This is a genomic window from Pseudomonas sp. Ps21-P2 (genome assembly GCF_039672565.1).
Lineage (GTDB): Bacteria > Pseudomonadota > Gammaproteobacteria > Pseudomonadales > Pseudomonadaceae > Aquipseudomonas.
The window spans coordinates 26,111-49,456 of sequence record NZ_JBDFPL010000012.1; the positions used below are offsets into that span (position 1 = coordinate 26,111).

Annotated in this window: 26 protein-coding genes and 1 pseudogene; 11 read left to right on the forward strand and 16 right to left on the reverse strand. The window is 61.7% G+C overall.

Annotation, left to right across the window (positions count from 1 at the left end; translation table 11 throughout):
* The first annotated feature begins 2 nt into the window (after positions 1 to 2).
* From ABEH28_RS24830 to sctU, 8 genes are all read left to right on the forward strand, one after another.
* Positions 3 to 458: a type III secretion protein gene (locus tag ABEH28_RS24830; RefSeq protein WP_282373569.1), complete on the forward strand. Its 456-nt coding sequence runs from the start codon at positions 3 to 5 to the stop codon at positions 456 to 458.
* On the forward strand, positions 455 to 1,012 hold the full coding sequence (locus ABEH28_RS24835; protein WP_346628147.1) for a type III secretion system HrpP C-terminal domain-containing protein: 558 nt from the start codon (positions 455 to 457) through the stop codon (positions 1,010 to 1,012). The genes ABEH28_RS24830 and ABEH28_RS24835 overlap by 4 nt, the downstream gene beginning before the upstream one ends.
* Before the next feature lie 119 nt (positions 1,013 to 1,131).
* Positions 1,132 to 1,899: a type III secretion system protein gene (locus ABEH28_RS24840; protein ID WP_346628187.1), complete on the forward strand. Its 768-nt coding sequence runs from the start codon at positions 1,132 to 1,134 to the stop codon at positions 1,897 to 1,899.
* Entirely contained in the window at positions 1,889 to 2,365 is a 477-nt protein-coding gene (locus ABEH28_RS24845; protein WP_346628146.1) for a FliM/FliN family flagellar motor switch protein, read from the forward strand. Before ABEH28_RS24840 ends, ABEH28_RS24845 begins: the two co-directional genes overlap by 11 nt.
* Positions 2,362 to 3,015 carry a type III secretion system export apparatus subunit SctR gene (gene sctR, locus ABEH28_RS24850; RefSeq protein ID WP_346631358.1) on the forward strand — a complete coding sequence of 218 codons (654 nt, stop codon included), beginning with the start codon at positions 2,362 to 2,364 and terminating at the stop codon, positions 3,013 to 3,015. The genes ABEH28_RS24845 and sctR overlap by 4 nt, the downstream gene beginning before the upstream one ends.
* Before the next feature lie 7 nt (positions 3,016 to 3,022).
* On the forward strand, positions 3,023 to 3,289 hold the full coding sequence (gene sctS / locus ABEH28_RS24855) for a type III secretion system export apparatus subunit SctS (RefSeq protein ID WP_093458684.1): 267 nt from the start codon (positions 3,023 to 3,025) through the stop codon (positions 3,287 to 3,289).
* Positions 3,290 to 4,084 (forward strand): type III secretion system export apparatus subunit SctT, encoded by a 795-nt coding sequence (sctT, locus tag ABEH28_RS24860; RefSeq protein WP_282373577.1) that lies wholly within the window; start codon positions 3,290 to 3,292, stop codon positions 4,082 to 4,084.
* Complete coding sequence (gene sctU / locus ABEH28_RS24865; RefSeq protein ID WP_346631359.1) at positions 4,081 to 5,157, forward strand: type III secretion system export apparatus subunit SctU; 1,077 nt, start codon at positions 4,081 to 4,083, stop codon at positions 5,155 to 5,157. Before sctT ends, sctU begins: the two co-directional genes overlap by 4 nt.
* A gap of 1,752 nt (positions 5,158 to 6,909) precedes the next feature.
* Here the strand turns inward: sctU and ABEH28_RS24870 are convergent.
* From ABEH28_RS24870 to umuD, 15 genes and pseudogenes are all read right to left on the reverse strand, one after another.
* A complete protein-coding gene (locus tag ABEH28_RS24870; RefSeq protein WP_346631360.1) occupies positions 6,910 to 7,269 on the reverse strand; it encodes a type III secretion protein HrpV in 360 nt (119 codons plus the stop codon).
* Positions 7,270 to 7,271: 2 nt separating this feature from the next.
* Positions 7,272 to 7,475: an HrpT family type III secretion system protein gene (hrpT, locus tag ABEH28_RS24875; protein WP_074891941.1), complete on the reverse strand. Its 204-nt coding sequence runs from the start codon at positions 7,473 to 7,475 to the stop codon at positions 7,272 to 7,274.
* Positions 7,472 to 9,577, reverse strand: coding sequence for a type III secretion system outer membrane ring subunit SctC (gene sctC / locus ABEH28_RS24880; protein ID WP_346631361.1), 2,106 nt, complete (start codon positions 9,575 to 9,577; stop codon positions 7,472 to 7,474). The genes hrpT and sctC overlap by 4 nt, the downstream gene beginning before the upstream one ends.
* 1 nt (position 9,578) lies before the next feature.
* Positions 9,579 to 10,007: a type III secretion protein gene (locus ABEH28_RS24885; RefSeq protein WP_346631362.1), complete on the reverse strand. Its 429-nt coding sequence runs from the start codon at positions 10,005 to 10,007 to the stop codon at positions 9,579 to 9,581.
* Positions 9,994 to 10,218, reverse strand: coding sequence for a type III secretion protein (locus tag ABEH28_RS24890; protein ID WP_065989219.1), 225 nt, complete (start codon positions 10,216 to 10,218; stop codon positions 9,994 to 9,996). Before ABEH28_RS24890 ends, ABEH28_RS24885 begins: the two co-directional genes overlap by 14 nt.
* Positions 10,219 to 10,308: 90 nt before the next feature.
* Positions 10,309 to 10,890, reverse strand: a complete 582-nt coding sequence (sctL, locus tag ABEH28_RS24895; RefSeq protein ID WP_346631363.1) for a type III secretion system stator protein SctL — start codon at positions 10,888 to 10,890, stop codon at positions 10,309 to 10,311.
* 37 nt (positions 10,891 to 10,927) lie between these two features.
* On the reverse strand, positions 10,928 to 11,470 hold the full coding sequence (locus ABEH28_RS24900; protein WP_192174804.1) for a type III secretion protein: 543 nt from the start codon (positions 11,468 to 11,470) through the stop codon (positions 10,928 to 10,930).
* Complete coding sequence (sctJ, locus tag ABEH28_RS24905) at positions 11,470 to 12,273, reverse strand: type III secretion inner membrane ring lipoprotein SctJ (protein WP_346631364.1); 804 nt, start codon at positions 12,271 to 12,273, stop codon at positions 11,470 to 11,472. The genes ABEH28_RS24900 and sctJ overlap by 1 nt, the downstream gene beginning before the upstream one ends.
* Positions 12,274 to 12,282: 9 nt before the next feature.
* The gene (gene sctI, locus ABEH28_RS24910) at positions 12,283 to 12,657 is read right to left on the reverse strand and encodes a type III secretion system inner rod subunit SctI (RefSeq protein WP_192134532.1); all 375 of its coding nucleotides are present in this window, start codon (positions 12,655 to 12,657) and stop codon (positions 12,283 to 12,285) included.
* A gap of 41 nt (positions 12,658 to 12,698) precedes the next feature.
* On the reverse strand, positions 12,699 to 13,739 hold the full coding sequence (locus ABEH28_RS24915) for a type III secretion protein HrpZ (RefSeq protein WP_346631365.1): 1,041 nt from the start codon (positions 13,737 to 13,739) through the stop codon (positions 12,699 to 12,701).
* 53 nt (positions 13,740 to 13,792) lie between these two features.
* Positions 13,793 to 14,122 carry a hypothetical protein gene (locus ABEH28_RS24920; protein ID WP_108122843.1) on the reverse strand — a complete coding sequence of 110 codons (330 nt, stop codon included), beginning with the start codon at positions 14,120 to 14,122 and terminating at the stop codon, positions 13,793 to 13,795.
* 171 nt (positions 14,123 to 14,293) lie between these two features.
* Positions 14,294 to 15,202 carry a sigma 54-interacting transcriptional regulator gene (locus tag ABEH28_RS24925; RefSeq protein WP_346631366.1) on the reverse strand — a complete coding sequence of 303 codons (909 nt, stop codon included), beginning with the start codon at positions 15,200 to 15,202 and terminating at the stop codon, positions 14,294 to 14,296.
* A gap of 215 nt (positions 15,203 to 15,417) precedes the next feature.
* Complete coding sequence (locus tag ABEH28_RS24930) at positions 15,418 to 16,359, reverse strand: sigma-54 dependent transcriptional regulator (RefSeq protein WP_346631367.1); 942 nt, start codon at positions 16,357 to 16,359, stop codon at positions 15,418 to 15,420.
* Between the two features lie 1,130 nt (positions 16,360 to 17,489).
* Positions 17,490 to 18,509: pseudogene (locus ABEH28_RS24935) on the reverse strand (transglycosylase SLT domain-containing protein); the annotation flags it as partial.
* A gap of 113 nt (positions 18,510 to 18,622) precedes the next feature.
* On the reverse strand, positions 18,623 to 19,063 hold the full coding sequence (umuD, locus tag ABEH28_RS24940; RefSeq protein WP_065989204.1) for a translesion error-prone DNA polymerase V autoproteolytic subunit: 441 nt from the start codon (positions 19,061 to 19,063) through the stop codon (positions 18,623 to 18,625).
* Between the two features lie 98 nt (positions 19,064 to 19,161).
* Between umuD and ABEH28_RS24945 the strand changes: the two genes are divergently transcribed.
* Positions 19,162 to 19,890, forward strand: a complete 729-nt coding sequence (locus ABEH28_RS24945; protein WP_346631368.1) for an SOS response-associated peptidase family protein — start codon at positions 19,162 to 19,164, stop codon at positions 19,888 to 19,890.
* Between the two features lie 45 nt (positions 19,891 to 19,935).
* Here the strand turns inward: ABEH28_RS24945 and ABEH28_RS24950 are convergent, their stop codons facing one another.
* Positions 19,936 to 22,158 carry a TonB-dependent siderophore receptor gene (locus ABEH28_RS24950; protein WP_346631369.1) on the reverse strand — a complete coding sequence of 741 codons (2,223 nt, stop codon included), beginning with the start codon at positions 22,156 to 22,158 and terminating at the stop codon, positions 19,936 to 19,938.
* 329 nt (positions 22,159 to 22,487) lie between these two features.
* Between ABEH28_RS24950 and ABEH28_RS24955 the strand changes: the two genes are divergently transcribed.
* Entirely contained in the window at positions 22,488 to 22,847 is a 360-nt protein-coding gene (locus ABEH28_RS24955) for a DUF4190 domain-containing protein (protein WP_346631370.1), read from the forward strand.
* Positions 22,848 to 22,863: 16 nt separating this feature from the next.
* Complete coding sequence (locus ABEH28_RS24960; protein WP_346631371.1) at positions 22,864 to 23,313, forward strand: DUF805 domain-containing protein; 450 nt, start codon at positions 22,864 to 22,866, stop codon at positions 23,311 to 23,313.
* Positions 23,314 to 23,346: the final 33 nt, after the last annotated feature.

The window sequence follows — 23,346 nt, forward strand, 5'->3', positions numbered from 1 at the left end:
GCGTGGAAGAAGAGCTTGAAGTCGATCCGCAAACCCTCGCCATGGAGCAGGTCATCAGCGTGCTCACGCCGCTGCGTCAGCATCGCCAGGCCAGCGCCGAACGGGCGCAACGGCAGGCGCAAAAAACCCTGGAGCACTTGCACGAACACCTGCAGCAGACTCGCGATTCGTACGCGCAGGAACGCCATAACCAGCGCGAACGCCGGCAGGTGCTGAGCAGCGCCCACGTCAACAAGTCGATGTCGCTGGACGACCTCGAACGCTGGCACGAGAAGGAAAACCGCATGCTCGACCGGCTGGCCTATATCCGCCAGGACATGGCGCGGCAGCAGTTGGGTATCGAGGAACAACAGCAGCGTCTGGCCGAGGCCAAAAACGCAGCGAAAGCGTCCCAACGGGCCGTGGAAAAACTCGCCTGCCTGGCCGAGGCCCTCAACGAAGAAGGTGAATCGTCATGAACAGCCCGGTGCAACACCCGCCTCGCCCGCAACCGCAGCCCCGTGCCGAAACGTCGCGCGCGCCCTCGCCATCCCCTGCCGCGCCGGGCGACACGCGCCAGCCGTCGTCCCCTGTGCGTCGCGCCGATGCCGAACGCCTGCGCCGGCTGTGCGATGAATCCGCCTCGCCTGCCTCGTTGAGTGCTGACGGGATGTTTTTTTCCCAACTGTTGGTGCCGCCGGTGACGGAGCAGCAGAGCGAATCGGGTTTCGCCGGCAGCAGCTTCAGCACGTTGTTTCCCACCGAAGGCGTGCCAACGCAGCTCATCGACGAGCTCGCCCAACGCCTGCCCCAGCAACCGGACGGCCCGTTGAGCCTGACCTTGCTGATGCCCAATCTGGGCAAGGTGCAGGTCAACGCCAACAAGCGCGACAACCAGTGGAGCATCGAACTGGGCTTCGCCCGGCGTGGTGTGCTGAAACGCTTGCAGCCCCATCAACGCAACTGCGAAAGCGCGCTGGAGCAGGCGCTGGGTTGTGACGTTGATCTGTCGTTTGAGGAGGCGCAGGGATGACGCCGGACATGAACTCGACCATGAATTCGGACACCAACTCGGGCATGAACGTGGGCACGAGCGACCTGAACACCGTGGGACCGGCTTTAGCCGGGAACCCGCCATTCAGTCTGCTGAAGATGCGTGAAGTCAGCGGCGATTTTGCCGAGGCCTCGCGTCTGCTGGGCGCCGGCGTGAGCTGCGGCTACACCGCCCAGGGTCAGCACGGCGAGCTGAGCCTGCGATCGATGCCCAACGATGCAAACCGGGATGGCTCGCCCCTCGTAGGGCCGGCTTCAGCCGGGAGCGCGTCGTCGCTGACGTGGTTTGACAGCGCCCTCGGCCCCTTCGCCCTGAGCGATGCCGAGGCGGTGCTGAGCCTGCTCGGCGAACTGCCGGTCACCCTCGGCGGCGAACATCAGCCGTGGTACTGGCAACTGGTGAATCAGCGCATGAGTACCGAACTGGCGGAACTGCTTTGCCCTCTGCGGCCACTCAGCGATATCACTGCGCTGTCCGCCGAAGGCGAAAGCCCGAATACCGCGCCGATGACCTGCCGATTGCAACTGCGGTTGGGTTCGCAGGTGTTGCACGCACAGCTCTGCGCCGACGCGCGGGTCTTGCTGCAACTGCTCGGCAGCCACCACTGGCAGCCGCACCGGCAGATCGTCGCGTCAGACTGGCCCATCCGTCAGCCTCTGGTGCTGGGCGAGCTGTCGTTGAGTCTCGATCAGTTGGCGTCGCTGCAACCGGGGGACGTGCTGCTGCCGTCGTTGTGTCATTTCGATGAAGAAGGCGGCGGCCGCCTGCAACTGGCGGGTCGGCAATGGGCAGTGCAGACGGACAGCCGCGCCCAGCAGCTGTATGTACGGTTCAGCCACGAGGAAGACTTGGGACATGGTCAATGAAGAATTATACGAAGACGAGATCGAGGACCTTGCCGACGATGAGTCGACCGATCACGCACTGAACAATGGCGCCGGCTACAGCCCTGAAACTGTCGACCGTGGGACCGGCTTTAGCCGGGAAGCTTTTCACGACGCCGAGCATCAAACCGCCGAAAACGAGTGGCAGGATGAAACCGCCTCCGATGGCTACGCGGACGAACCTTACGAGCCTCAATCAACAGAAACCCAGACATCCCTCGATTCCCTTGACCAACTGCCGCTGGCCCTGACCCTGCGCTGCGGCAGCCTCGAACTGACCCTCGGCGACCTGCGCCGCATCGCGGCCGGCACCGTATTACCCGTCAACGGCGTCACACCCGGCTTCGCCACCCTGTGCCACGGCGAGCGCGTCGTCGCGGAGGGCGAGCTGGTCAGCGTCGAGGGCCGCCTCGGTCTGCAGATCACCCGCATGGCGTCTCAAGCATGATCATGGACGGGATGAACCCGGTGATGCTGGCGCTGTTCCTCGGCGCCCTGTCGTTGATTCCGTTTCTGCTGATCGTCTGCACGGCCTTTCTCAAGATCTCCATGACCCTGCTGATCACCCGCAATGCCATCGGCGTGCAGCAAGTGCCACCGAACATGGCGCTGTACGGCATCGCCCTGGCCGCGACCATGTTCGTCATGGCGCCGGTCGCCCACGAAATCCAGCAGCGGGTTCACGATCATCCGCTGGAGATGGGCAGCACCGAAAAACTGCAGGCCAGCGCCAACACGGTCATCGAGCCGTTGCAACGGTTCATGAGCCGCAACACCGACCCGGAAGTCGTTGCCCACCTGCTCGACAACACCCAGCGCATGTGGCCCAAGGACATGGCCGATCAGGCCAGCAAAAGCGACCTGCTGCTGGCCGTGCCCGCCTTCGTTTTGTCCGAGTTGCAGGCCGGTTTTCAGATCGGCTTTCTGATCTACATCCCGTTCATCGTCATCGACCTCATCGTCTCCAACCTGCTGCTGGCGCTGGGCATGCAGATGGTCTCGCCGATGACCATTTCGCTGCCCCTCAAACTGCTGCTGTTCGTGCTGGTGCAAGGCTGGACGCGCCTGCTCGACAGCCTTTTCTACTCGTACATGTGAGGCGGTGATGGAAGCGCTGGCGTTGTTCAAACAGGGCATGTTTCTGGTGGTGATTCTCACGGCGCCGCCGTTGGGGGTGGCCGTGCTGGTCGGCGTCATCACCTCGCTGCTGCAGGCGCTGATGCAGATCCAGGACCAGACCCTGCCCTTCGGCATCAAGCTCGCCGCCGTCGGCCTGACCCTGGCCATGACCGGGCGCTGGATCGGTGTCGAACTGATCCAGTTCATCAACATGGCCTTCGACCTGATCGCCCGCTCCGGCGGCGCGCACTAGATGCCCTTCGACGCTCAGGGCCTGTTCGAACTGATGCTGGGCATGGGCCTGGCGGCCGCGCGCATCCTGCCGTGCATGATTCTGGTGCCGGCGTTCTGCTTTAAATACCTCAAGGGCCCGCTGCGTTACGCGGTGGTGCTGGTGGTGTCGATGATCCCGGCGCCGAGCATCAGCCGCGCCCTGTCGGGCATGAACGACGACTGGTTTTCCATCGGCGCGCTGCTGCTCAAAGAGGCCGTGCTCGGCACCCTCCTCGGCCTGTTGCTGTACGCGCCGTTCTGGATGTTCGCTTCGGTGGGCGCATTGCTCGACAGCCAGCGCGGCGCCTTGAGCGGCGGTCAACTGAACCCGGCGCTGGGGCCTGACGCGACGCCGCTGGGCGAGCTGTTTCAGGAGACGTTGATCATGCTGGTGATTCTGTCCGGCGGGTTGTCGCTGATCACCCAGGTGATCTGGGACAGCTATCAGGTCTGGCCGCCCACCGCTTGGCTGCCCGGCATGACCGTCGGCGGGCTCGACCTTTTTCTCGAACAACTCAACCAGACCCTCCAGCACATGATGCTCTACGCCGCGCCGTTCATTGGCTTGCTGCTGTTGATCGAGGCCGCGCTGGCGATCATCGGCCTGTACGCGCAGCAACTGAACGTGTCGATCCTGGCCATGCCGGCCAAGAGCATGGCGGGCATCGCCTTCCTGCTCATCTACCTGCCGACGCTGCTGGAACTGGGCAACGGCCAGATCACGCAACTCGCCGATCTGAAGCACCTGCTCGGCCAACTGGTGCATGTGCCGTGAGCGAAAAAACTGAAAAGGCCACGCCCAAACAACTGCGCGACGCCCGCGAAAAAGGCCAGGTCGGCCAGAGCCAGGACCTGAGCAAACTGCTGGTGCTGCTGGTCGTCAGCGAAGTGACCTTCGGCCTGGCGGACGAAAGCGTCGCGCGCTTGCTGCACTTGATGACGTTGTCATTCCAGGGTGTTGGCCAGCCCTTCATGCACACGCTGGAGCAGGTCGCCAGCGAAGGCGCGAGCGTGTTGGTCGGATTCATTCTGAGCAGCGTCGGCATCGCGATGTTGATGCGGCTGGTGGGCAGCTGGATACAGATCGGGTTTCTGTTCGCGCCCAAAGCGCTGAAGCTGGACTTCAACAAACTCAACCCGTTTGCCCACGCCAAGCAGATGTTCTCGGCGCAAAGCCTGACGACCTTGCTACTCAGTATTTTGAAAGCCACGGCCATCGCGGCGACGCTGTATGTGGTGGTGGAGCCGTCCCTGGGCACGCTGATTTTGCTGTCGAGCACCGACCTTACGACCTACTGGCACGCGCTGTTGCAGGTGTTCCGGCACATTTTGCGGGCGACGCTGGGGCTGCTTTTGGTGATCGGCGCGGTGGACTTTGCGCTGCAGAAGTACTTCCACGCCAAGAAGCTGCGGATGAGCCATGAGGACATCAAGAAGGAGTACAAGCAGTCGGAGGGTGACCCCCATGTGAAGGGGCATCGTCGGCAGCTGGCCCATGAGTTGTTGAACCAGGCGCCGACCGCGCCGGCCAAGCCGGTGGAAGATGCGGACATGCTGGTGGTGAATCCGACCCACTACGCGGTGGCGCTCTATTACCGGCCCGGCACGACGCCGCTGCCGCAGATTCACTGCAAGGGTGAGGATGATGAGGCGCTGGCGTTGATCGAGCGGGCAAAAAAGGCGGGGATTCCGGTGGTGCAGAGTATCTGGTTGGCGCGGACGCTTTATAAGGTCAAGGCGGGCAAGTACATCCCGAGGACGACGCTGTTGGCGGTGGCGAATATTTATCAGATCGTGCGGCAGCTTGAGGAAGTGACGGACGAAGTCATTCGGATTGAAGATGTTTGACCTGCGTCTGGCAAGATCACGATCTAAAGCAAGATCAAGGGCGTCTGCCTAAGGGCAGACTGTTTCGCCTTCGGCGAGTTACTTGATAAAGCCCCAAGTAACCAAGGGCTTGTGCTCCTGGTTGGGCCCCTCCTGCGTCGGGGTTCCTTCACTCCGGTCTCGCTCCGTGGGCCCGCGCCGAACGGACATCCATGTCCTGACGGCGCTCTCGCCGCATCCATGCGGCTCGACCCGCTGCGCGAGACCTGCGTTCAGCCTGCACCCAAGTCGCGATTTGTGTCGCTTGGACTTCCTGCGTAGAAGATCAAAAGCAAAAGCTTCCCGGCTGAAGCCGGTCCCACAGGGTGTTCGCGTTGCTTTTTAGTGGGACCGGCTTTAGCCGGGAAGAGGCCGGTATGGGCGCTGGCAGTTTTGCAGACCGGACTACCTCCCTGTGGGAGTGAGCTTGCTCACGAAGGCGTTTGTACATCCGCTGAGTAGTGATTGTTTGCACTGCAGCATTCGCGAGCAAGCTCGCTCCCACAGGATGGGTGTCCGACCGCAGATTACTGATCGTTCCCACGCTCCGCGTGGTAACGCCACCCCGGACGCTCCGCGTCCCGCAGACGACGCGCATTCAGGCCTTGGGAGGTGACGCGGAGCGTCACGGGATGCATTCCCACGCGGAGCGTGGGGACGATCGAACGTCAGCGTTTGGACGGACCTCTTCCCGGCTAAAGCCGGTCCCACTAAAAGCACCGCTTGCAGTCAGTTAAACCGGCGCCGCCCCCCGTAGGACCGGCTTCAGCCGGGAAGAGGCCGGTGGGTGCGCCATAAGTTTTGCGGTGCCTCTGATCGTTCCCACACGCCGCGTATTTGTGGGAGCGAGCTTGCTCGCGAAGCCATTGGTACATCCGCCGAATAGTTGCTGTCTGCAATACAGCATTCGCGAGCAAGCTCGACTCCCACAGGGATGGTGTCCGATCCCGGATTTCCAACGCGGATTCAGGCCTGGGGGTGACGCGGAGCGTCACGGGATGCATTCCCACGCGGAGCGTGGGGACGATCGAACGTCAGCGTTTGGACAGGCCTCTTCCCGGCTAAAGCCGGTCCCACTAAAAGCACCGCGTGCAGTCAGTTAAACCGGCGCCGCCCCCCGTAGGACCGGCTTCAGCCGGGAAGAGGCCAGCATGGGCGCTGGCAGTTTTGCAGACACAACTACCTCCTGGTGGGAGCGAGCTTGCTCGCGAAGCCATTGGTACATCCGCCGAATAATGGGTGTTTGAAATGCAGCATTCGCGAGCAAGCTCGACTCCCACGGGGATGGTGTCCGATCCCGGATTTCCAACGCGGATTCAGGCCTGGGGGTGACGCGGAGCGTCACGGGATGCATACCCACGCGGAGCGTGGGGACGATCGGACGTCAGCGTTTGGACGGGCCTCTTCCCGGCTAAAGCCGGTCCCACTAAGCGTAAGCGTGCTTTTGATCTTACTGCGCAAAAGGCTCAGCCACCGCCAATCGCGACTTGGGTGCAGGCCGAACGCAGACGACGCGGAGTGGGCCGAGCGGCATGGATGCCGCGAGAGCGCCGTCAGGACATGGATGTCCGTTCGGCGCGGGCCCACGGAGCGTCGTCGGAGTGAGGGAATTCCGACGTAGGAGGAACCAAACCAGGAGCAGGCACCCTTGGTTACTTGGGGTGCTTTTCCAAGTAACTCGCCGAAGGCGAAACAGTCTGCCCCCAGGCAGACGCCCTTGATCTTGATCTTGAATTACTGAAAAGCATCACTGAGATGCCCCAACCCCGCCAGCTCAAGCTCCTGCCGACGAATACTGTCCAGGCTCACCGCCGCCCCCTGCGCATCGGGCACCGCGTGCCAGACCACAAAATCCCGCTGCACATCCAGAAACAGAAAGAAATCGTTAAACAACTCCGCCTGCGAAAACCGCCGCTCTAAGGCATCGCGCAACTGCTCCGGGCGCAGGGCTCGGCCCTCGATATGCAGCGCGATGCCCCAATCCCGATGCTCACGTCGACTGACAAACGCCACACCCGTCGCCACCGGCCAGATCGCCGCACGCTCGGCGGCGACGTGGGCGTAAAACGCTGATTTTTCCGATACCCGAATCATGCTCAGTCCTTCAATGGCACCACAGTAAAATCCTGCTCATGGTCACGCTCATCGATTCCCTGACGCATGTCCGGCGGCCACCAGATCACCAGCTCCCGGTCATTGGAATCAGGCCGCTTGCACGAATAACCCGAGCAGCCATGGGTGGCGCACCCCGCCAACGTGGCGGTCACCAGAAACAGCAAAAGCAAGCCGCGCAGGTTCATCGTGTAGCCCCCTTGAGCAGCGAAGGTCGGTTCTGTTTGGCCTTGCTCGACACCTGCGGCTGACGCAGGGCGATGTAGATTTCACTCTCCGCCCCCGGCTGCAGCCACGCATGGGGCCAGGCGCTGACCCCCATCACCCAGCGACCGCCACAGCGGCTTTCGTCGATGCGTACCGGTTTGCTGGTGGTGTTGCGCGCCACGACCACCGCGATGCCCCAGTCCTTGCGGGTAAACCACTGGGAACGTTGGCGATCCATGGTCAGGCCGATGCCCGGATCACACAGGCTGTCGGCTTCAAACGGCAGGGTCTCGCCGCTGTTGAAGCCCACCGGGGTCACGCCGTCGAGCAACTGGGTGAAGGCGTTCTGCACGTCGCTGCGGGTCGGTTGTTCGCCACCGTCGCGGCGTTCCTTGATGCGTTTCATCTGGTCATCGACGTCGTGGGGGTTGCCGTTCTGCACGTAACGCGCCGGGTTGATCTGATCGCCTATCAGCCTAGGCGTGAGGATGAACAGGCGCTCACGCTGGTTCAGCTCGCGGCTGCGGGACTGGAACAGCAATTTGCCGATCACCGGAATATCGCCCAGCAGCGGGATTTTGTTGACCTTGTCGGTGGTTTCCAGCCCGTGGAATCCGCCGATGACCAGCGAGCCATGCTCAGCGATCACCGCCTGGGTGCTGACGTTGCCCTTGCGCACCGCCGGCTGGTCTTCGTTGATTTGCGAGGTGTCGATCTGGCCGTCTTCGATGTCGACGATCAATTGCACCTGGGATTTGCCGTTCTGGTCCAGGGAGCGCGGAATCACCTGCAAGCTGGTGCCCGCCGTAATGGGGACAATGTCCGCGACGCGCTCGGACGTGGCGGTGAGGTATTCGGTGCGGCTGAAGTCGATCACCGCCGGCTGGTTTTCCAGGGTCAGGATCGACGGATTGCCGATCACCGACGCCGCACCGTTGCCTTCGAGGGCATGCAGGTCGGCCGAAAACTTGCCGGCGTCCTGAATGAACAGCGTGGTGCTGGTGCCCTGCTCGAACAGGTTGGCGCCGCCGCTCACGCTGCCGCCCTTGAAATTCCAGCGGCTGGACAGCTGCGCCAGCTCGTTGCGGTCGATGTCGAGAATCACCGCGTCGATCTCGATCAGGTTGCGCGGCGTATCCAGTTCCTTGACCAGCTTCTCGTACATCCCTCGGCGCTTGGGCAGGTCGTAGATCAGCACCGAGTTGTTGCGCACGTCGGCGCTGACGCGGATTTTCGAGCGGCCCGCCGCTTCGCTGGACGACCCGCCGCGTTTGCCCTTGGAGCCCAGCACCCGATCCAGCCCCTGTTCGATGGCCCCGGTGTCAAAGCCCTGGCTTTGCATGCCGCCGTAGTTCAGGCCTGAGGAAGTGGCGCCGCCACCTGCAGATCCCCCCGCGCCGCCCTGCCCTTGCAGCAGGTTGACGCCGTTGATGGACTCGCCACGGGAGCGGCTTTCCAGCAGCTCCTGGAGAATGCTGGCGACGCCGGCGACGGTGAGCTGTTGATCGCGATAGCGAATGGTGCGGTCGGCGGCGTTGGCGTACTTCAGCGGCAGGACCACGATGTCCTGCTTCTCGGCCTTTTCCGGCGCCTCGACCTTCTTGCTGTAATTGCGCACGAAGTCGACGTACTTGGCCGGACCGCGCACCAGCACCACGCCTTCGTCGGGCAATGCGCCCCAGCCGAAGCGCTTGTCCAGCAGACCGACATCAGACAACGCCTGTTGCAGGTCATCGACCGCTTCCGGCGACACTTCGATACGCGCCGAGGTCTGCTCGCTGGTCGGGCTGATGTACAGGGTTTCGTTGTAGACGAACCACTGGAAGTGATGCTCCTGACCCAGCCGGTCGAGGAATTCCTGGGGGTTCTGCGCACGAATGCGCCCGTCCAGCGTGCCCTGGATCGCCGGCATGTCCAGGCCGATGCCGAACTCCTTGGCGAAGTCCGCCAGCGCAGTCGCCAGTTCGGTCTGCCGCGCGTCGTAGGCGTAGGCGGTGTGTTTCCAGGCGTCAGGCACCGCGGCCAGCGCCGGCGCGCCGATGCCGATCATCAGCAAAGGCAACCACATTAAGGCCTTGCGCATTTCACACTCCCGGTTGCCAGGTTCTGAGGGTCGAGCGGGACGGCGAGGCGGTCGCGCTGCGAATCGAGGTTTGCATGAGGCTGAGCATCGCGGCGCGCTGATTGGCCAGGCGCTCCAGACGTTCAAGCAGGTGCGTGGGACTACAGGGATCGGCAATCCAGCTCACCAACACCACGCAGCGGGTGTCGGGGTCGATGGCCAGTCCGCCCTCACAGGCACAGGCCACGCCGGCACCGCCCTGGGCGAGTACCGCGTCGAGGCGTTGCGGGTCGCTGCCGTCGTAGGGATCGAGCACATCGAGGCTCAGGCGAATGCCGTTGCCCGACACCGCCAGCCGCGCGTTGGCGTCATCGATCCAGCAGTCCAGCGGCGCGAGCGGACGGCGCTCGCACCACTGGGCGAGGATCGCGCTGAATTCACTGAATTCCATCGATGATCGCTTTGGTGATGCCGTGTTTGGCGCGCAGCCCTTCGTTGAGAATCATGTTGGCGACGTTGGTCTGCTGCGAGGCATCGCTGAACGCCTGGAAATCTTCCATGGTGCCGCTTTCAGAGGCGGTTTCGGCGGCGTCCTGCATGTCGTCCTGGGCGCGGGAATAGGAGTGATCGAGGTGGTTTTGCAGGGATTTGAAACTGATCATGCCGGTGGCTCCAACTGAGGGATTCACCCCCTGAGTGGAACCTGCGGCCGCTCCGGTTCCATGAACCGTCACAACCGGGTCAAGAAAAACTCATGAATGCGCCGTCGACCCCGCGAGCCCACGGCGCAGGCTGTCCCAGTCGATGTCGAACGCACCATTGGCGTCGCTCAGGCGCAAGGTCTGCGGCGCCAGCGTCGGGTCACCTTTTAGCTGCCAGTGATCGGCAAAGCGACTGGCCGACAGCCACTCACCGAGGCTGTCGAGCATGTCGGGATTGGCGCTGAGCACGGCCCTGGTTTCGACGGTCTGGCCGGCGGCAAGATTCCTCATCAACGCGCGACTGCGTTCAGCGAGTGTCGTCTGGTCGAGCAACTCGGCGAGGGCCTCATTGAGCAAGGCTTCAACAGCCTCCATGGATTCCTGCGCCAGCGCCGATCGCTGCTGCTCCAGCTTCTGCAGAAAACCGTTAGCGCTGTCCCAGAACTGCGCCAGCGCCTGATCCTTTTCCTGCTGCGCCTGGGCGTGTGCATCGGCAAGAATCTGCTCGGCTTCAGCGCGGGCGTTGTCCAGCACTTCAGCGGCGAGCACGGTACCGGCCAGGTCTTCGCGACGCAGAATGTCGGTGACCAGCACAGCGGAGGAAGACAACACAAGACGACGCTTGGCGAGCATGTTCAGCTCCTGAAGGACAATGAGGTAACCGCACTCATCAAGGCGTCGTCACCCGCCATAACACCGAGTGCCACAGGGTGTGCAGCTTGTTCTCGGGCAGCTCGGCGCAGGGCGGCGGCAGGGCATCCGGCGCCCAGGACAGCCGCAGCCGCGACCAGCAAGGCTCACCCGCCCACGCCGCCAGCAACACCCGCGCATCCGTCACCGAGGCGTCCAGCCATAAACCGGGCCGCAACGCTTTGGCCACCGCGCGGCACCAGGGCTCATGCACGTGCCCGGCGTCATCGGCGCCAGCGCGGTCGGCCTGGCCGAAACAGATTCGGCCCGCCAGGGACAGCGCCCGGTGCTGCTGCGCTTCATCCAGTCGCAGCCACTGCATCAGCGAATCAACGGGCGGTGGTGGTTGGCTCGGGACCACGCCGACGCTGTGCAGAAACACGTCGTGGCGAGTGCCGAGCAGTTCGGTACAGTCCTCGCGGGTGATGCCGCAATGGTCGGCGAACACGTCGATCCAGTCGGCGTGGGCCCATTCCCAGGGCGCGCACCACCAGCGAATCCAGTGCTCCTCGACGCTGAGCATTACGCCCGCACCGGCATGCTCGTCCGGGCACTGCGTCGCAGGCCGATGCGTTGCAGCAGCGCATTGCGCCAGTCGCCGCGCAGGATCAACACGATCAAGGCAATCAGCAACAATGCGGCAAACGGCGCGAGCCACAGCATGCGATTCCAGAAGTCGAGGTTGGCGCTGTCGATCAGAAAGGGCCCGAAGTTCACCAGCCGTTCGGTGTCCTGAAATTCCGCCGCCGGCACGAACACGATGGCGAATTTCTTCGAATCCAGCGGCTCGCCGGACATGCCGGGGATGCTGCTGGCGACCATTTGCTGAATACGCCCGCGCACGCTGTCGGGGTCGAGGGCCGAGGTATGTTTGATGAACACTGCCGCCGACGCAGGCTGCACCGGCTCGCCCGGCGCGATGCGTTCAGGCAGCACGACATGGACGCGGGCGACGATGACGCCGTCGATCTGCGACAGCGTCGCTTCCAGCTCCTGGGACAAGGCGTAGATGTACCGCGCGCGCTCTTCCAGCGGCGTGGAAATCACCCCTTCCTTCTTGAAGATTTCGCCCAGGCTGGTGCGCGATCGCCGTGGCAGGCCGGCGGCATCGAGGATCCGCACCGCGCGATTGATCTCGGCCGTCGGCACGCTGATGACCACGCCGGTCTTCTCGCTGCGCTTGCGCGCGTCGATGTGCTGGTCGGCGAGGCTGGCGATCACGTCGTTGGAATCCTGCTCGGACAGCCCGGTGAACAGGTCCGTGTCGTCGCTGCACCCGCTGAGCAGCAGCATCAGGCAGATCAGTCCCGCAGTCAGGTATTTCACGGTATGCCTCTACTGCAGGTTGGTCAGTTTATCGAGGGCCTGGGCGCTCTTGCTGACGACTTTGGTGGTCAGCGCCATCTGCAGTGAGTACTGCGACAGCGACCGGCTCATCTGGGAAATTTCCAGCGGGTCGTCGGTTGTGGACGCCCGTTTCATCTTGCGCGCGGCTTGCTGCGACAGCTTGTCGGTGGCGCCAAGACGGTCCGACAGGGCGCTGGCAATCTGCTCGGACAGATGACTCTGCTGCATCGACAGTTCGGGGCGCATGGCGGCGTTGAACAGATCGACGTCCGCCTGCGAAGGCCCGCTGACCAGTCCCTGATCCAGGCGTGGCTCAAGATCGGTGGACGGCGATTTGAGTTGGTTGACATTGGAAAGGGTCACGGGCGTTCTCCGGCAGACGGTGTCGATGCGTACGGTTGGCTTCAGGAAAGGCTGTTGCTGTTGTTGCCGCCACCCACCAGGGCCGAGACAAGGGCAGTGGCGGCCTGGGCCAGCATGTTTTGCTGATCCTGCTGGGCGAATGGGTTTTGCCCGCCTGCGCCGTTGACGCCGGCACCATTCTGTTCAGCTTCGAGACCTTTCTTGATCAGGCCGCTGAGCAGTTGCCCCAGGTCCTGGGTCACGCTATTGGTGCCACCAGCCGACTGAGATGCATCGTTCATCGGCGTACCGAGGCCGCCGCCGACGCTGGCGTTGACGCCCTTCTGCAGCAGGTCACCCAGCAGTTGGCCGAGGTCTTGATTGACGCTGTTCGGGGTCTGCGCAGCGCCGCCCGATGGATCGGTGGGCGAAACGCTGCCGAGTGGCGACCCGCCGCCGGCATCACTGAGGCCGTTCTGTTCCTGACCGAGCTGGCTGCCCAGCGAGTCCAGTGCAGAACGAAAGGCAGCCGTTTCTTTGCCGTCGAGGAAATTGTCGCCCTCAGCCGTGAGTTCGTTCTTCCAGGAGCCCGAATCCGGCGCCGGAAACTTCTGCGGATCCTGGGCGGTGCGCTGGTCCATGAATTCGGCGATTTTTTCCAGCAGCGGCATGTCGCCCTTGGAGAAGGTCGTGCCTTGATCCGTTTTGGTCAGCAGGTCATTCAGCGAGGCCTTGGCCAGACCGTTGAGGGTCTGCGACATCAGGTCCGGCGCGCCGGCACCTGCCTGGCCTGCATCGGCGGCAGCACCAAAGTTTTCCCCCAGCTTGTCCTTTATCAGGTCACCCAGAGCAGCCTTGATCATGTCCGGATTGCGGCCGATCAGCGACGCCAACGGATTGTTCTTCTCCATTTGCTTGCCGACCATCTGGCCCAGCGGCGATTCCTTGTCCAGGTGCCCGCCTTTGGTCAGCGCCTGAGCGAGCTGATCGATCACGTCCTTGAGCGACTGCGGGGTCTTGTCGCCGCCCAGCGTCGGCTGGGACACCACGGTGCCAATGTGCAGGTTTTGCAGCGGATTGGTATTGGCATTGAGACTTAGCATGAAACCTCCATCCTCAGGTGGATGCCCCCTTTTTCAGGGGGCGCTCGGACCGATCAGTAGCTGATGCCTTTGGCGTTCTGCGCCTCGGCACTGATCGCCTTGTTGGCGCTGTCTTCCTTGCCGGAACGGATAGCGCTGAGGACATCGTTGGTCTGCTTGCGGATGTCGGCTTCGGTCTGCATGGCAATCAGGCGCGCCTGGCTGGCATCGGCCTTTTCGGTGGCGGCGTTTTGTGCGGCTTCGGCCTTGGAAGGAGCGGCAGATTCGGTGATCTGGTTTTCCTGCTTGACGTTGGTCACAGCGCTGGCTGCCTGCTGAGTCATTTGCCCGCCCGCGTTGATCGCGCTGTTGGCGAGGCCACCGACCATTGAGATTGGATTCATGTCGAACACTCCTGAGTCATCACCAGCGAAAGTGCTTGGTGCCAATGGGTGGCACCGACCTCGGGATCGGTTCCGCATGGGGCTCAATAAAATTCGGGATGTTCACGGAAGCTGCGGATATGGACGTGTGGACGAGCAGGTGTCGCCAGAAGCAACGAGGTGAACGGGAGGTCAGACGTCCAGTTCTTTCATGCGGTGGTAGAGCGTGCGACGGGGGATGTCGAGCTCCTGGCTCACCGCTTCGACGCTGTTGTTGTGGCGCTTGAGCGCCGCCTGAATCAGTGCTTTTTCGATCACCCGCAATTGCGATTTGAGGCCCGATGACTCGCCCTCCTCGCCGGACTCGCCGCCCAGCAGCGGAAAGCCCATGACGTGACGCTTGGCCGCTGATTTCAGTTCGCGGATGTTGCCCGGCCAGTCATGGTTGAGCAGGACGTGACGCAGCACGCCGGTGGTCTCGGGCACCGGAATACCCGACTCCTGCGCCGCCGCCTCCGCGAAACGGGCGAACAGCGGCAGGATGCGCGCTCTTTGCTCGCGCAGGGGCGCCAGGGTAACGGTCAGGACGTTCAGGCGGAAATACAGATCCCGGCGAAAACGTCCCTGCTCGACCATTTCGTCGAGGGAGCGCTGAGCCGAGGCAATGACGCAGACATCCAAAGCGATGGGTGTCGTCGAGCCGAGCCGCTCGACCGAGCGCGTTTCCAGCACCCGCAGGAGTTTGGCTTGCAGGCTCAGGGGCATGCTGTCGATCTCGTCCAGGTACAAGGTGCCGCCCTGGGCCGCTTCGATATAGCCGACCCGCGCCTTGTCCGCACCGGTGTAGGCGCCACTGACCACGCCGAACAATTCGCTCTCGGCCAGGGATTCCGGAATGGCGGCGCAGTTCATCGCGACCAGCCGGCCCTTGCGTCCGGACAGCGTGTGGATCCGGCTGGCGACGGTGTCCTTGCCGGTGCCGGTTTCCCCTGACAGCAGCAGGTCGATCCCCAACTGACCGAGACTTCGGGCCACCACGCGCAGGTTCGGCACCTGATGGTCGTCCTCCAGTTGCTCATCGAATAACTCGTACACACTCATCCACGACCTCTGGTATTTCAGGGTTACGCGACATTGGCTGCGCGAGATTGGCTGCGAGGCGTCCATTGCGAAACAGCGCGCCTGGTGCGGCAGGTATATGTGGGACTCTGGGCAGGACTCGCTTTCGTGGGACCGGCGTTAGCCGGGAAGGCGTCAGGCGCTACACCACACGATTGATACTGAACACACTGGCCTCTTCCCGCCTGAAACCGGTCCTACAAAATCGCCGCTTCTTCCGCATCATTCATGCCCAGCTCTTTCATCCGGTGATACAACGTGCGCCGGGGAATTTCGAGCTCCTGCACCACGGCTTCCAGGCTGTGCTTGTGGCGCTTGAGCGCGTCTTCGATGAGCATTCTTTCGATGACACGCAGCTGGGTCTTCAGGCCGGTTTCCAGATCGCGATCCGGAGGCGCATCGCCGCCCAGCAGCGGGAAGCCCAGCACGAAACGCTTGGCGGCAGACTTCAGTTCGCGAATGTTGCCGGGCCATGAATGGCTGAGCAGCAGTTGTACCAGGCGGTTGTCCAGCTCGGGGACCGGGCAGCCGAAATCGGCGGCGACTTCCTGGGTGAACTGGTCGAACAACGGCAGGATCTGTTCGCGACGCTTGCGCAAGGCTGGCATTTGAATGGTCAGCACATTGAGCCGAAAAAACAGGTCGCGACGAAAAAGCCCTTGTTCCACGAGTTCATCCAGAGGGCGCTGCGCCGACGCGATGACCCGAAGGTCCACCGGAATGAAGTCGGTCGAGCCCAATCGCTCGATGCCCCTGGTTTCCAGAATCCGCAGCAGCTTGGCCTGCAGGCTCAGCGGCATGCTGTCGATCTCGTCCAGGTACAGCGTGCCGCCGCAGGCCGCTTCGATGTACCCCTCCCGGGACCGGCTGACACCGGTATAGGCGCCATTCACAACACCGAACAGCTGACTTTCCGCCAGGGATTCCGGAATGGCGGCGCAGTTCATACCGATGAAAGAACCTGTCCGACCGGACAAGTCATGAATACGTTTGGCCAGCGTGTCCTTGCCTGTTCCAGTCTCCCCGCAGAGCAGCAAATCCATACTCAGGTTGGCGGTATTCAATGCTATCTGCTGGATATCCAGCGCCACATTTTCAGGCTGACACGAACAGTCGCTTACATCGATTTCTTCTTTCATCGATACCTCTCGTAGTGGGAGCAAGCGATTTATTAATACCACGCATTTCAAAGGCAGCAATAATTAAATTTAGTTCCCCAACGTCGTGAGACATACTTCACACCGCCAACGTGATAGCACTTTGACTTTATTGACGGAGTTAACTAATTATCTGCAAAACATTCAAACGGCTATTTAAAATCTTCCGGTGCCCCCGACTGGACAATGAGTCATTGGGGGCGTCCAAGGGCACGGCCGGCCTGGCGCCTGCATCACAATAGCTTAACAATCATCGGGTTATGCTCTGCCATGGTGCATTTCATCCCGCCCTGCACGATCGATCCTCCCTCTGCGTAACCGTTAACCATCGAACGCTCTTATTAATGCCGCGTACGACTCGCTAACATTCATCAAGCCTGCCTCACCGACGACTATTAACTACCCGCCCGCGCCTGACATTAATCAGAACTAAATGCCTTGTTGCACTTATGAACTGTCGGCCCCGAGAACTTATATAACTCTCTGCGAACTTCATAAGTTGTTTAACAACTTGCGTATTGCTTGCTAGTTCTCAGGACCATTAGTTTAACTACGTTCGGAAATCCGACTGCTCCAACTCGGTTTTCCGAACGCGCTTTACTGTACTCCCGCGTATAGGTCTAAACCCCTTGAATTTAGAGGGTCGGGCATGGCGGTCATTTTATTTTCGACTATTAAATGCAAAGCAAAGGTTTGCGCATCAGTGCTGATTCGATAATGGGATCCAACTATTCATTGCCGTTGAGTACGACTTGTCCGGCACCGCTCACCGGACCTGAGCACTCATCACCCTATGGCAGTGGATGTTTCTAATTGTGTCTTCGGAGGCGACTGGCCATGATGTATCGGCGTTTTTACAACGCGTCTGAAAAGTTCGGTGAAATTTTTGTTAATTGGTTCTATGAATAAGTCTGACCCGGCTCATCCGGGCCGATCGGGATGTGAAAAGCACACGGCCGGATTGTGTCCGTGCCGACACACGACGAGCCCATTGCTGCCAAAAGTGGGCCCGAAGCGGACAAATTGGTGACTGGAGTGTCGCTTCAGGGACGCACAATCCCCGCTGACGCCGTGGCAGTGGTCACCGCCAGTGCCTCGTTACCGGGCATGACGTCGTCGGTCATTTTGCCGAGGGTGGCAGAAAGCTGCTCGAACTGGTCGCGAGGCACGAGCACGCGGGAGGGCCCGTCGGCGGTTTTTTTGCGAAGAAACGCCGGATTGAGGTTCAACAGCACCGAGCGATCGATGCCGGCACTGGCGGCGAGGCGCTCCAGATCCACCGGCCGCGCCAGCTCCAGCACCGTGAAATACGGCGCGTTGGCCACCGGGCTGAGCTTCACGCCATAGGTCTCGGGTTCGCGCACCAGCATCGACAACGCCAGCAGTCGCGGCACGTAATCCAGGGTTTCCTTTGGCAGGCTCAGGTGCCAGTAATCGGTAGGCAGGCCTCGGCGCTGATTCGCGTCGATGGCCCGGCTCACCGTGCCCTCCCCTGCGTTATAGGCCGCCATCGCCAACAGCCAGTCGCCGCCGAACTGGGTGTGCAGGCGCGTCAGGTAATCCATCGCCGCTTTGCTGGACGTCACGACGTCCCGCCGTCCGTCATACCAGGCGGTCTGGCGCAGGTTGAAATCGCGCCCGGTGGCCGCCATGAACTGCCACAGGCCGGCCGCGTCACGGATCGAATTGGCTTTGGGGTTGTAGGCACTCTCGATGATCGGCAACAAAGCCAGCTCGGCCGGCATCGCCCGCTGGTCGAGGGTTTCGACGATGAAATGCAAATACGGGCTGGCCCGCTGACTGGCATTGCGGATGAAGCCTGCGTTGCCCAGCAGCCAGTCGCGCTGCCGCACGATGCGTTCGTTGACGCCGTTGTCGTCGGCCAGGCGGAAATCCTGTCCCATCCGTTGCCAGATATCACTGCCGTCGTAGGGTTGCGTCGACCGCGAATAAGCCACCGGCTCTTCGCTGCGATGGAGCCCTGCCACCAGGCGCGGCGTGCGTTCGGTGCTCGCCTCGGGCGGGCCGTAAGACTGGCAACCGGCACACAACATCGCAACAGTCAGTGAAGCGAGGCGCATCGGTCGAACGACACGCAAAGCGCCCGAATACGGGCGGAAGGCAGGCGGCATTGGAGGTCATCCTGAGAGGTTTATGCTGTGTGGCACGGGCGCTTGAATGGTTCCAATACGCCCGTGCTGTCACCTCCCTCCTCCGCGCCTCCCTTATATAGAAAGCCTCTGAATCACGAATGCATCACCTTGTCGTGATCGCGAACGCTGTATTTCACCACGCCCCAGATCAGCAACTCGTCGCCTTCCATGACATAGCGCGGCGGGTATTTGGTGTTTTCGGATTTGAGGATGACTTCGTTGCCACGCATGTGCAGGCGCTTGCAGACTGGCTCGGTATTCAAGGCGGCGATGACAATGTCGCCGTGCTCGGCATACAGGCTGCGGTCGACGATCACCAGATCGCCGCAATAGATGCCCGCGCCCTGCATGCTGTCGCCCTCTATTTTCACGAGATAGACATGGGGCGCGCGGATGTCGAACAGCTCGTCCAGCGAGATGTGCCGCTCGATGTGATCGGCCGCCGGCGAAGGGAAACCTGCGGGCACTTGAAAGGCATAAAGGGGAAACCGCTCGCCCGCCGCCGATAACCGGCCAAGGATGGTGACACTCATGGGACTGACCTTGTGTTTGTTAACTGTACGTATATACAGTTAACGTTCTCAGCCGCGTGCGGTCAATCTGGTAAGCAGGAAAATTCGACGGGTGACACATGTGCGGACGCTACTCGATCTACGAGCCAATGGACCATTACCTCAAGACGCTCGCGCCAGAGCAGTTGGTGATCAACGGCTACGATCTCTGGCCCATCGCGCGCTACAACGTGGCGCCGACGACCCGCGTCGAGATCATCCGCCCGGTGTCCGACGGCCTGAGCGTCGACAAGGTGCGCTGGGGCTGGTCGCCCTACTGGGCGAAAGGCAAACGGCCCGACCCGATCAATGCGCGGGTCGAAACGGTGATGACCGGGAAGTTCTTCAAGGATCTGTGGCCGAACGGTCGCGCCCTGGCCCCGGCGAACGGCTGGTTTGAATGGGTCAAAGACCCCAACGATGCGAAGCGCAAGCAGCCGTACTTCATCCATCTGAAAGACCAGGGACCGATGTACTTCGCCGCATTGGGCCAAGTCAGGCCCGGCCTTGAGCCAGACGAACGCGACGGCTTCGTCATCATCACCGCCGCCAGCGATGCCGGCATGCTCGACATCCACGACCGCCGCCCGCTGGTGCTGACGCCCGAGCTCGCCCGGGAATGGGTCGACCCGCAGACGCCGGCGTCACGGCTTGCGCAAATCGCCCAGGAAGGCTGCCGGCCGGTCAGCAATTTCCACTGGCATGCCGTGGGCAAGGAGGTCGGTAACGTGCGCAACGAAGGCGCGAAGCTGATCGAGCCCTTGGCCGGGCTCGATTTGCTGACGGAGGATCAGGACAAGGACGTCTGATCGCAGTGCGTTGCGATCAAACGATGTGCCGGGTGCGGCGAGTGATCAGAGCGTCCACTTCACCGAGAACATCAGGTTGCGCGGATCGCCGTAGACGCCGGTGCCCGAGTTTGTCGGGATGCCCTGCCAGTAGCGGGTATCGAACAGGTTATTGACGTTGACCCGGCCGTCCCAGTGCTCGTTCAGCTTGTAACCGGCCATCAGGCCGACGATGCCGTAAGCGTCCTGATCCGCCTGGCCGTCGCCGACGCGATTGAAGGTCTTGCTCTGGGCCAGCACGTCCGCGCCCACCCGCCATTTGTGCAGCTCGCCCGGCAAGGTGTAGCTGGTCGCGGCTTTGAACAGGTGCTTCGGCTGCTCGGGGGCGAACAGTTTGCCTTCGTTGCTTTTGGTGCCGTCTTCGACAAACTGGCTCAGCACGTAGGTGTAGGACGCCGAGAACTGCCAGTCCGGCGTCAGCGCGCCGCTCAGCTCGGTGTCGATCCCGCGGCTGCGCACCTTGCCCGCTGCGCCGTAGCAGCTGGAAGCCGGGAAGCTTGGGCAATTGGTGGAATTCTGGTCCTGCAGCAGATAGGCGCGGTTTTCCTGCTCCATCTCAAACAGCGCCACCGATGCATTCAGCGCGCCGTCGAAGTATTCGCCCTTCAGGCCGATCTCGTAGTTCTTGCCGGTCATGGGCTTCAACACCGAGCGCGAGGAATCCATTTCGGTCTGCGGCTTGAAGATTTCGGTGTAGCTGGCGTAGGCCGAGTACGTGTCGTTCAGGTCATAAATGACGCCAGCATACGGCGTGACTTCGCGCACCACCTTGTAATCGCCACTGCCGACGCGGTTGTCGAAGTCATACCAACTGACGCGGCTGCCAAGGATGACGTGCAGCGGGTCGATGGGGTTCAGGCGCGCCACGGCGTACACGCCTTCTTCGGTGGCGGCGTTGCGGGTTTCGTACAGGCTGGTGTCGACGTCAGGTTTGATCACTGAGTGGGTCGGGTTATAGAGGTCGATCGGCGTGCCGTCGGTCCAGCCGCCCCACTGGTGAAACTTCTCTTGCCGATGGCTCACGCCCACGACCAGTTCATGCTCGCGACCGAACATCTGAAACGGACCGCTGAGGGACGCGTCAAGGTTGGTCTGGTCGTCGTCGTCGCGGTACTTGCCGTGGTACTGCTGAAAGCCCAGACCGTCGTAGTTGCCGACGTAGCTGGAAAACGTGTCCGCCTCGGCCCAGATCTTCTGCCCCGCCAGCTTGGCCGACCAGCCGTTGTCGAAGCGGTGCGTGACGTCGGTGAAGAACATGATGTTGTCTTTGTTCCAGTACGACCAGTCGTTGCTGAGGAACGTCGAGCGCTTGAGGTGCAGGTCTTCGCCGTTCGGACCGCTGGGCAGACCGCCCCAGTCCGAGGTGTTGTCATCACGCTGTTTGGATGCGCCGACGGTCCAGGTCGTCGAGTCATTCAGGTCGGCTTCGAGGATGCCGTAAAAGGTCTGGCGCTGATTCTTGCGGATGTCGGAGAAGCTTTTGTCGTCTTCGTACGCTGCGACCACACGGCCGCGAACGGTGCCGGAATCGTTGAGCTTGTTCGACGCATCGACTTCGGTGCGATACCGGTCCCAACTGCCGGCGCTGGTGGTCACGCTCACCTGCGGCACGGCGGTCGGACGCTTGCGCACCAGGTTCAACGTCGCCGCCGGGCTGCCCGCGCCGGTCATCAGCCCCGTTGCCCCGCGGACCACTTCGACGCGGTCGTACATGGCCAGGTCCGCGCCGGAAATCACATCCTGGGTGTAGGCGCTGATGCTGCTCGGCAGCCCGTCGTACATGATGTTGTCGATCTTGAAGCCGCGCGCCAGAAACTCCTGACGGTCCGACGCCGTTCGGTGCAACGTCACGCCGGGCGCGTATTTGACTACGTCGTTCAGGTCGTTCATGCCCTGATCGTCCATGCGCTGGCGGGTGATCACACTCACCGACTGCGGCGTCTCGCGAATAGACAGCGGCAGCTTGGTCGCCGTGTTCATGGAACCCGTTGTGTACGAGCCCGAATTCTCCGTGGTCGCTTGCCCCGCGATGCCGTAATCGGCGTTGATGCTCAGGCCTTCCAAAGCCACTGCACCCGGCGCCGAGTTGCCGCTGGCAGTGCCCGGTTGAGCGGGCGATGTGACCGATGGCTGATCGGCTACATCCTGCTGCGCCGGCGCTGCGAGGGAATGGCTGGAGAAACCAAGGGCGACGAGTGCCGACAAGGCTGGCAGGGCGGGACGTAGCATCGGGTGCTTCCTGGAGAGGACGAAGGCGTGCTGATCTGCGGCACGGCACCCTGACGAGGGACGCTCCGCATGGCGAAAAGCTATGAGGACGCGGATCGTAACAACTTTTTTATAAATTGGTAATGCAAAGCGTTATCAGCTGTTAAGGTTTCTGATTCATCTTGCCACGCATGGTATTTTAAAAGGACTAAAAGGCAGCCAGATGCTCTGTGATTACGGTCGCGCGAGGTTCGAGACAGGCCGGGAGGGATGCCTACAAAATCTTTTCTAAAGATTTCAGCCGTGCTGCCGACACGCACCTACAAGCCTTTCTACTATAGGGAAATGAGATGGCGATGGTATTTTGTCGTGGCTGTGCAAAGGAGCTGCATGAAACGGCAGTTACTTGCCCACAATGTGGCGCGGGTCAAATCACCTCAGCAACGCTCCCACTCCCCCCTGCAAACGCTGGCTCCCCCTGGATGGCAATCCTTTCGCTCGTGCTCAGTATCGTGTGCACGCTTGCACTCTTTGACGACAGTGAATGGGACACAGATACGATTCAGGGCCTGGGCCTGTTCTCTGTCATCGCCCTGATTCTGGGGATCATCACTATCAACACCAAAAGACCGGGCTATGGCATGGCCATCGCCGGGACTGTGTTATCCGGTGTCTCGCTGCTTATTTTCGTTGGACTGTGTGTTAATTAATCAAAGGAAGATTCAAATGGCATTTTGTCGTGGTTGTGCAAAGGAAATCAGTGATGGTGCTGTCACGTGCCCGCAGTGCGGCGCGCCGCAGCTGGCGTACGCAGGCGGCGGAAATAGCGCTGCCGTTGTCGCCCAGCCAGGTTTTTTTCACTGGTATGTGGACGTTCTGAAGAAATACGCGGTGTTCAGCGGGAGGGCGCGGCGCAAGGAGTACTGGATGTTTTTCCTGATCAACGTCCTGATCTCTATCGCGATTGCCGTTGTCGACGCCATCATCGGCACCAACTCCATGCTCTCGAATGTGTATAGCCTTGCGTTATTGATACCCGGCCTCGCCGCTGGCGTGCGCCGACTGCACGACACTGATCGCAGCGGCTGGTGGCTCATTGTGCCTTTCGCCAACATCGTGTTCCTGGCTACAGAAGGTCAGAAAGGCGATAACCGCTTCGGGCCGGCTCCCTTGTAAGCTGATCGGAAGTGCGCCGTCCTCGACGGCGCA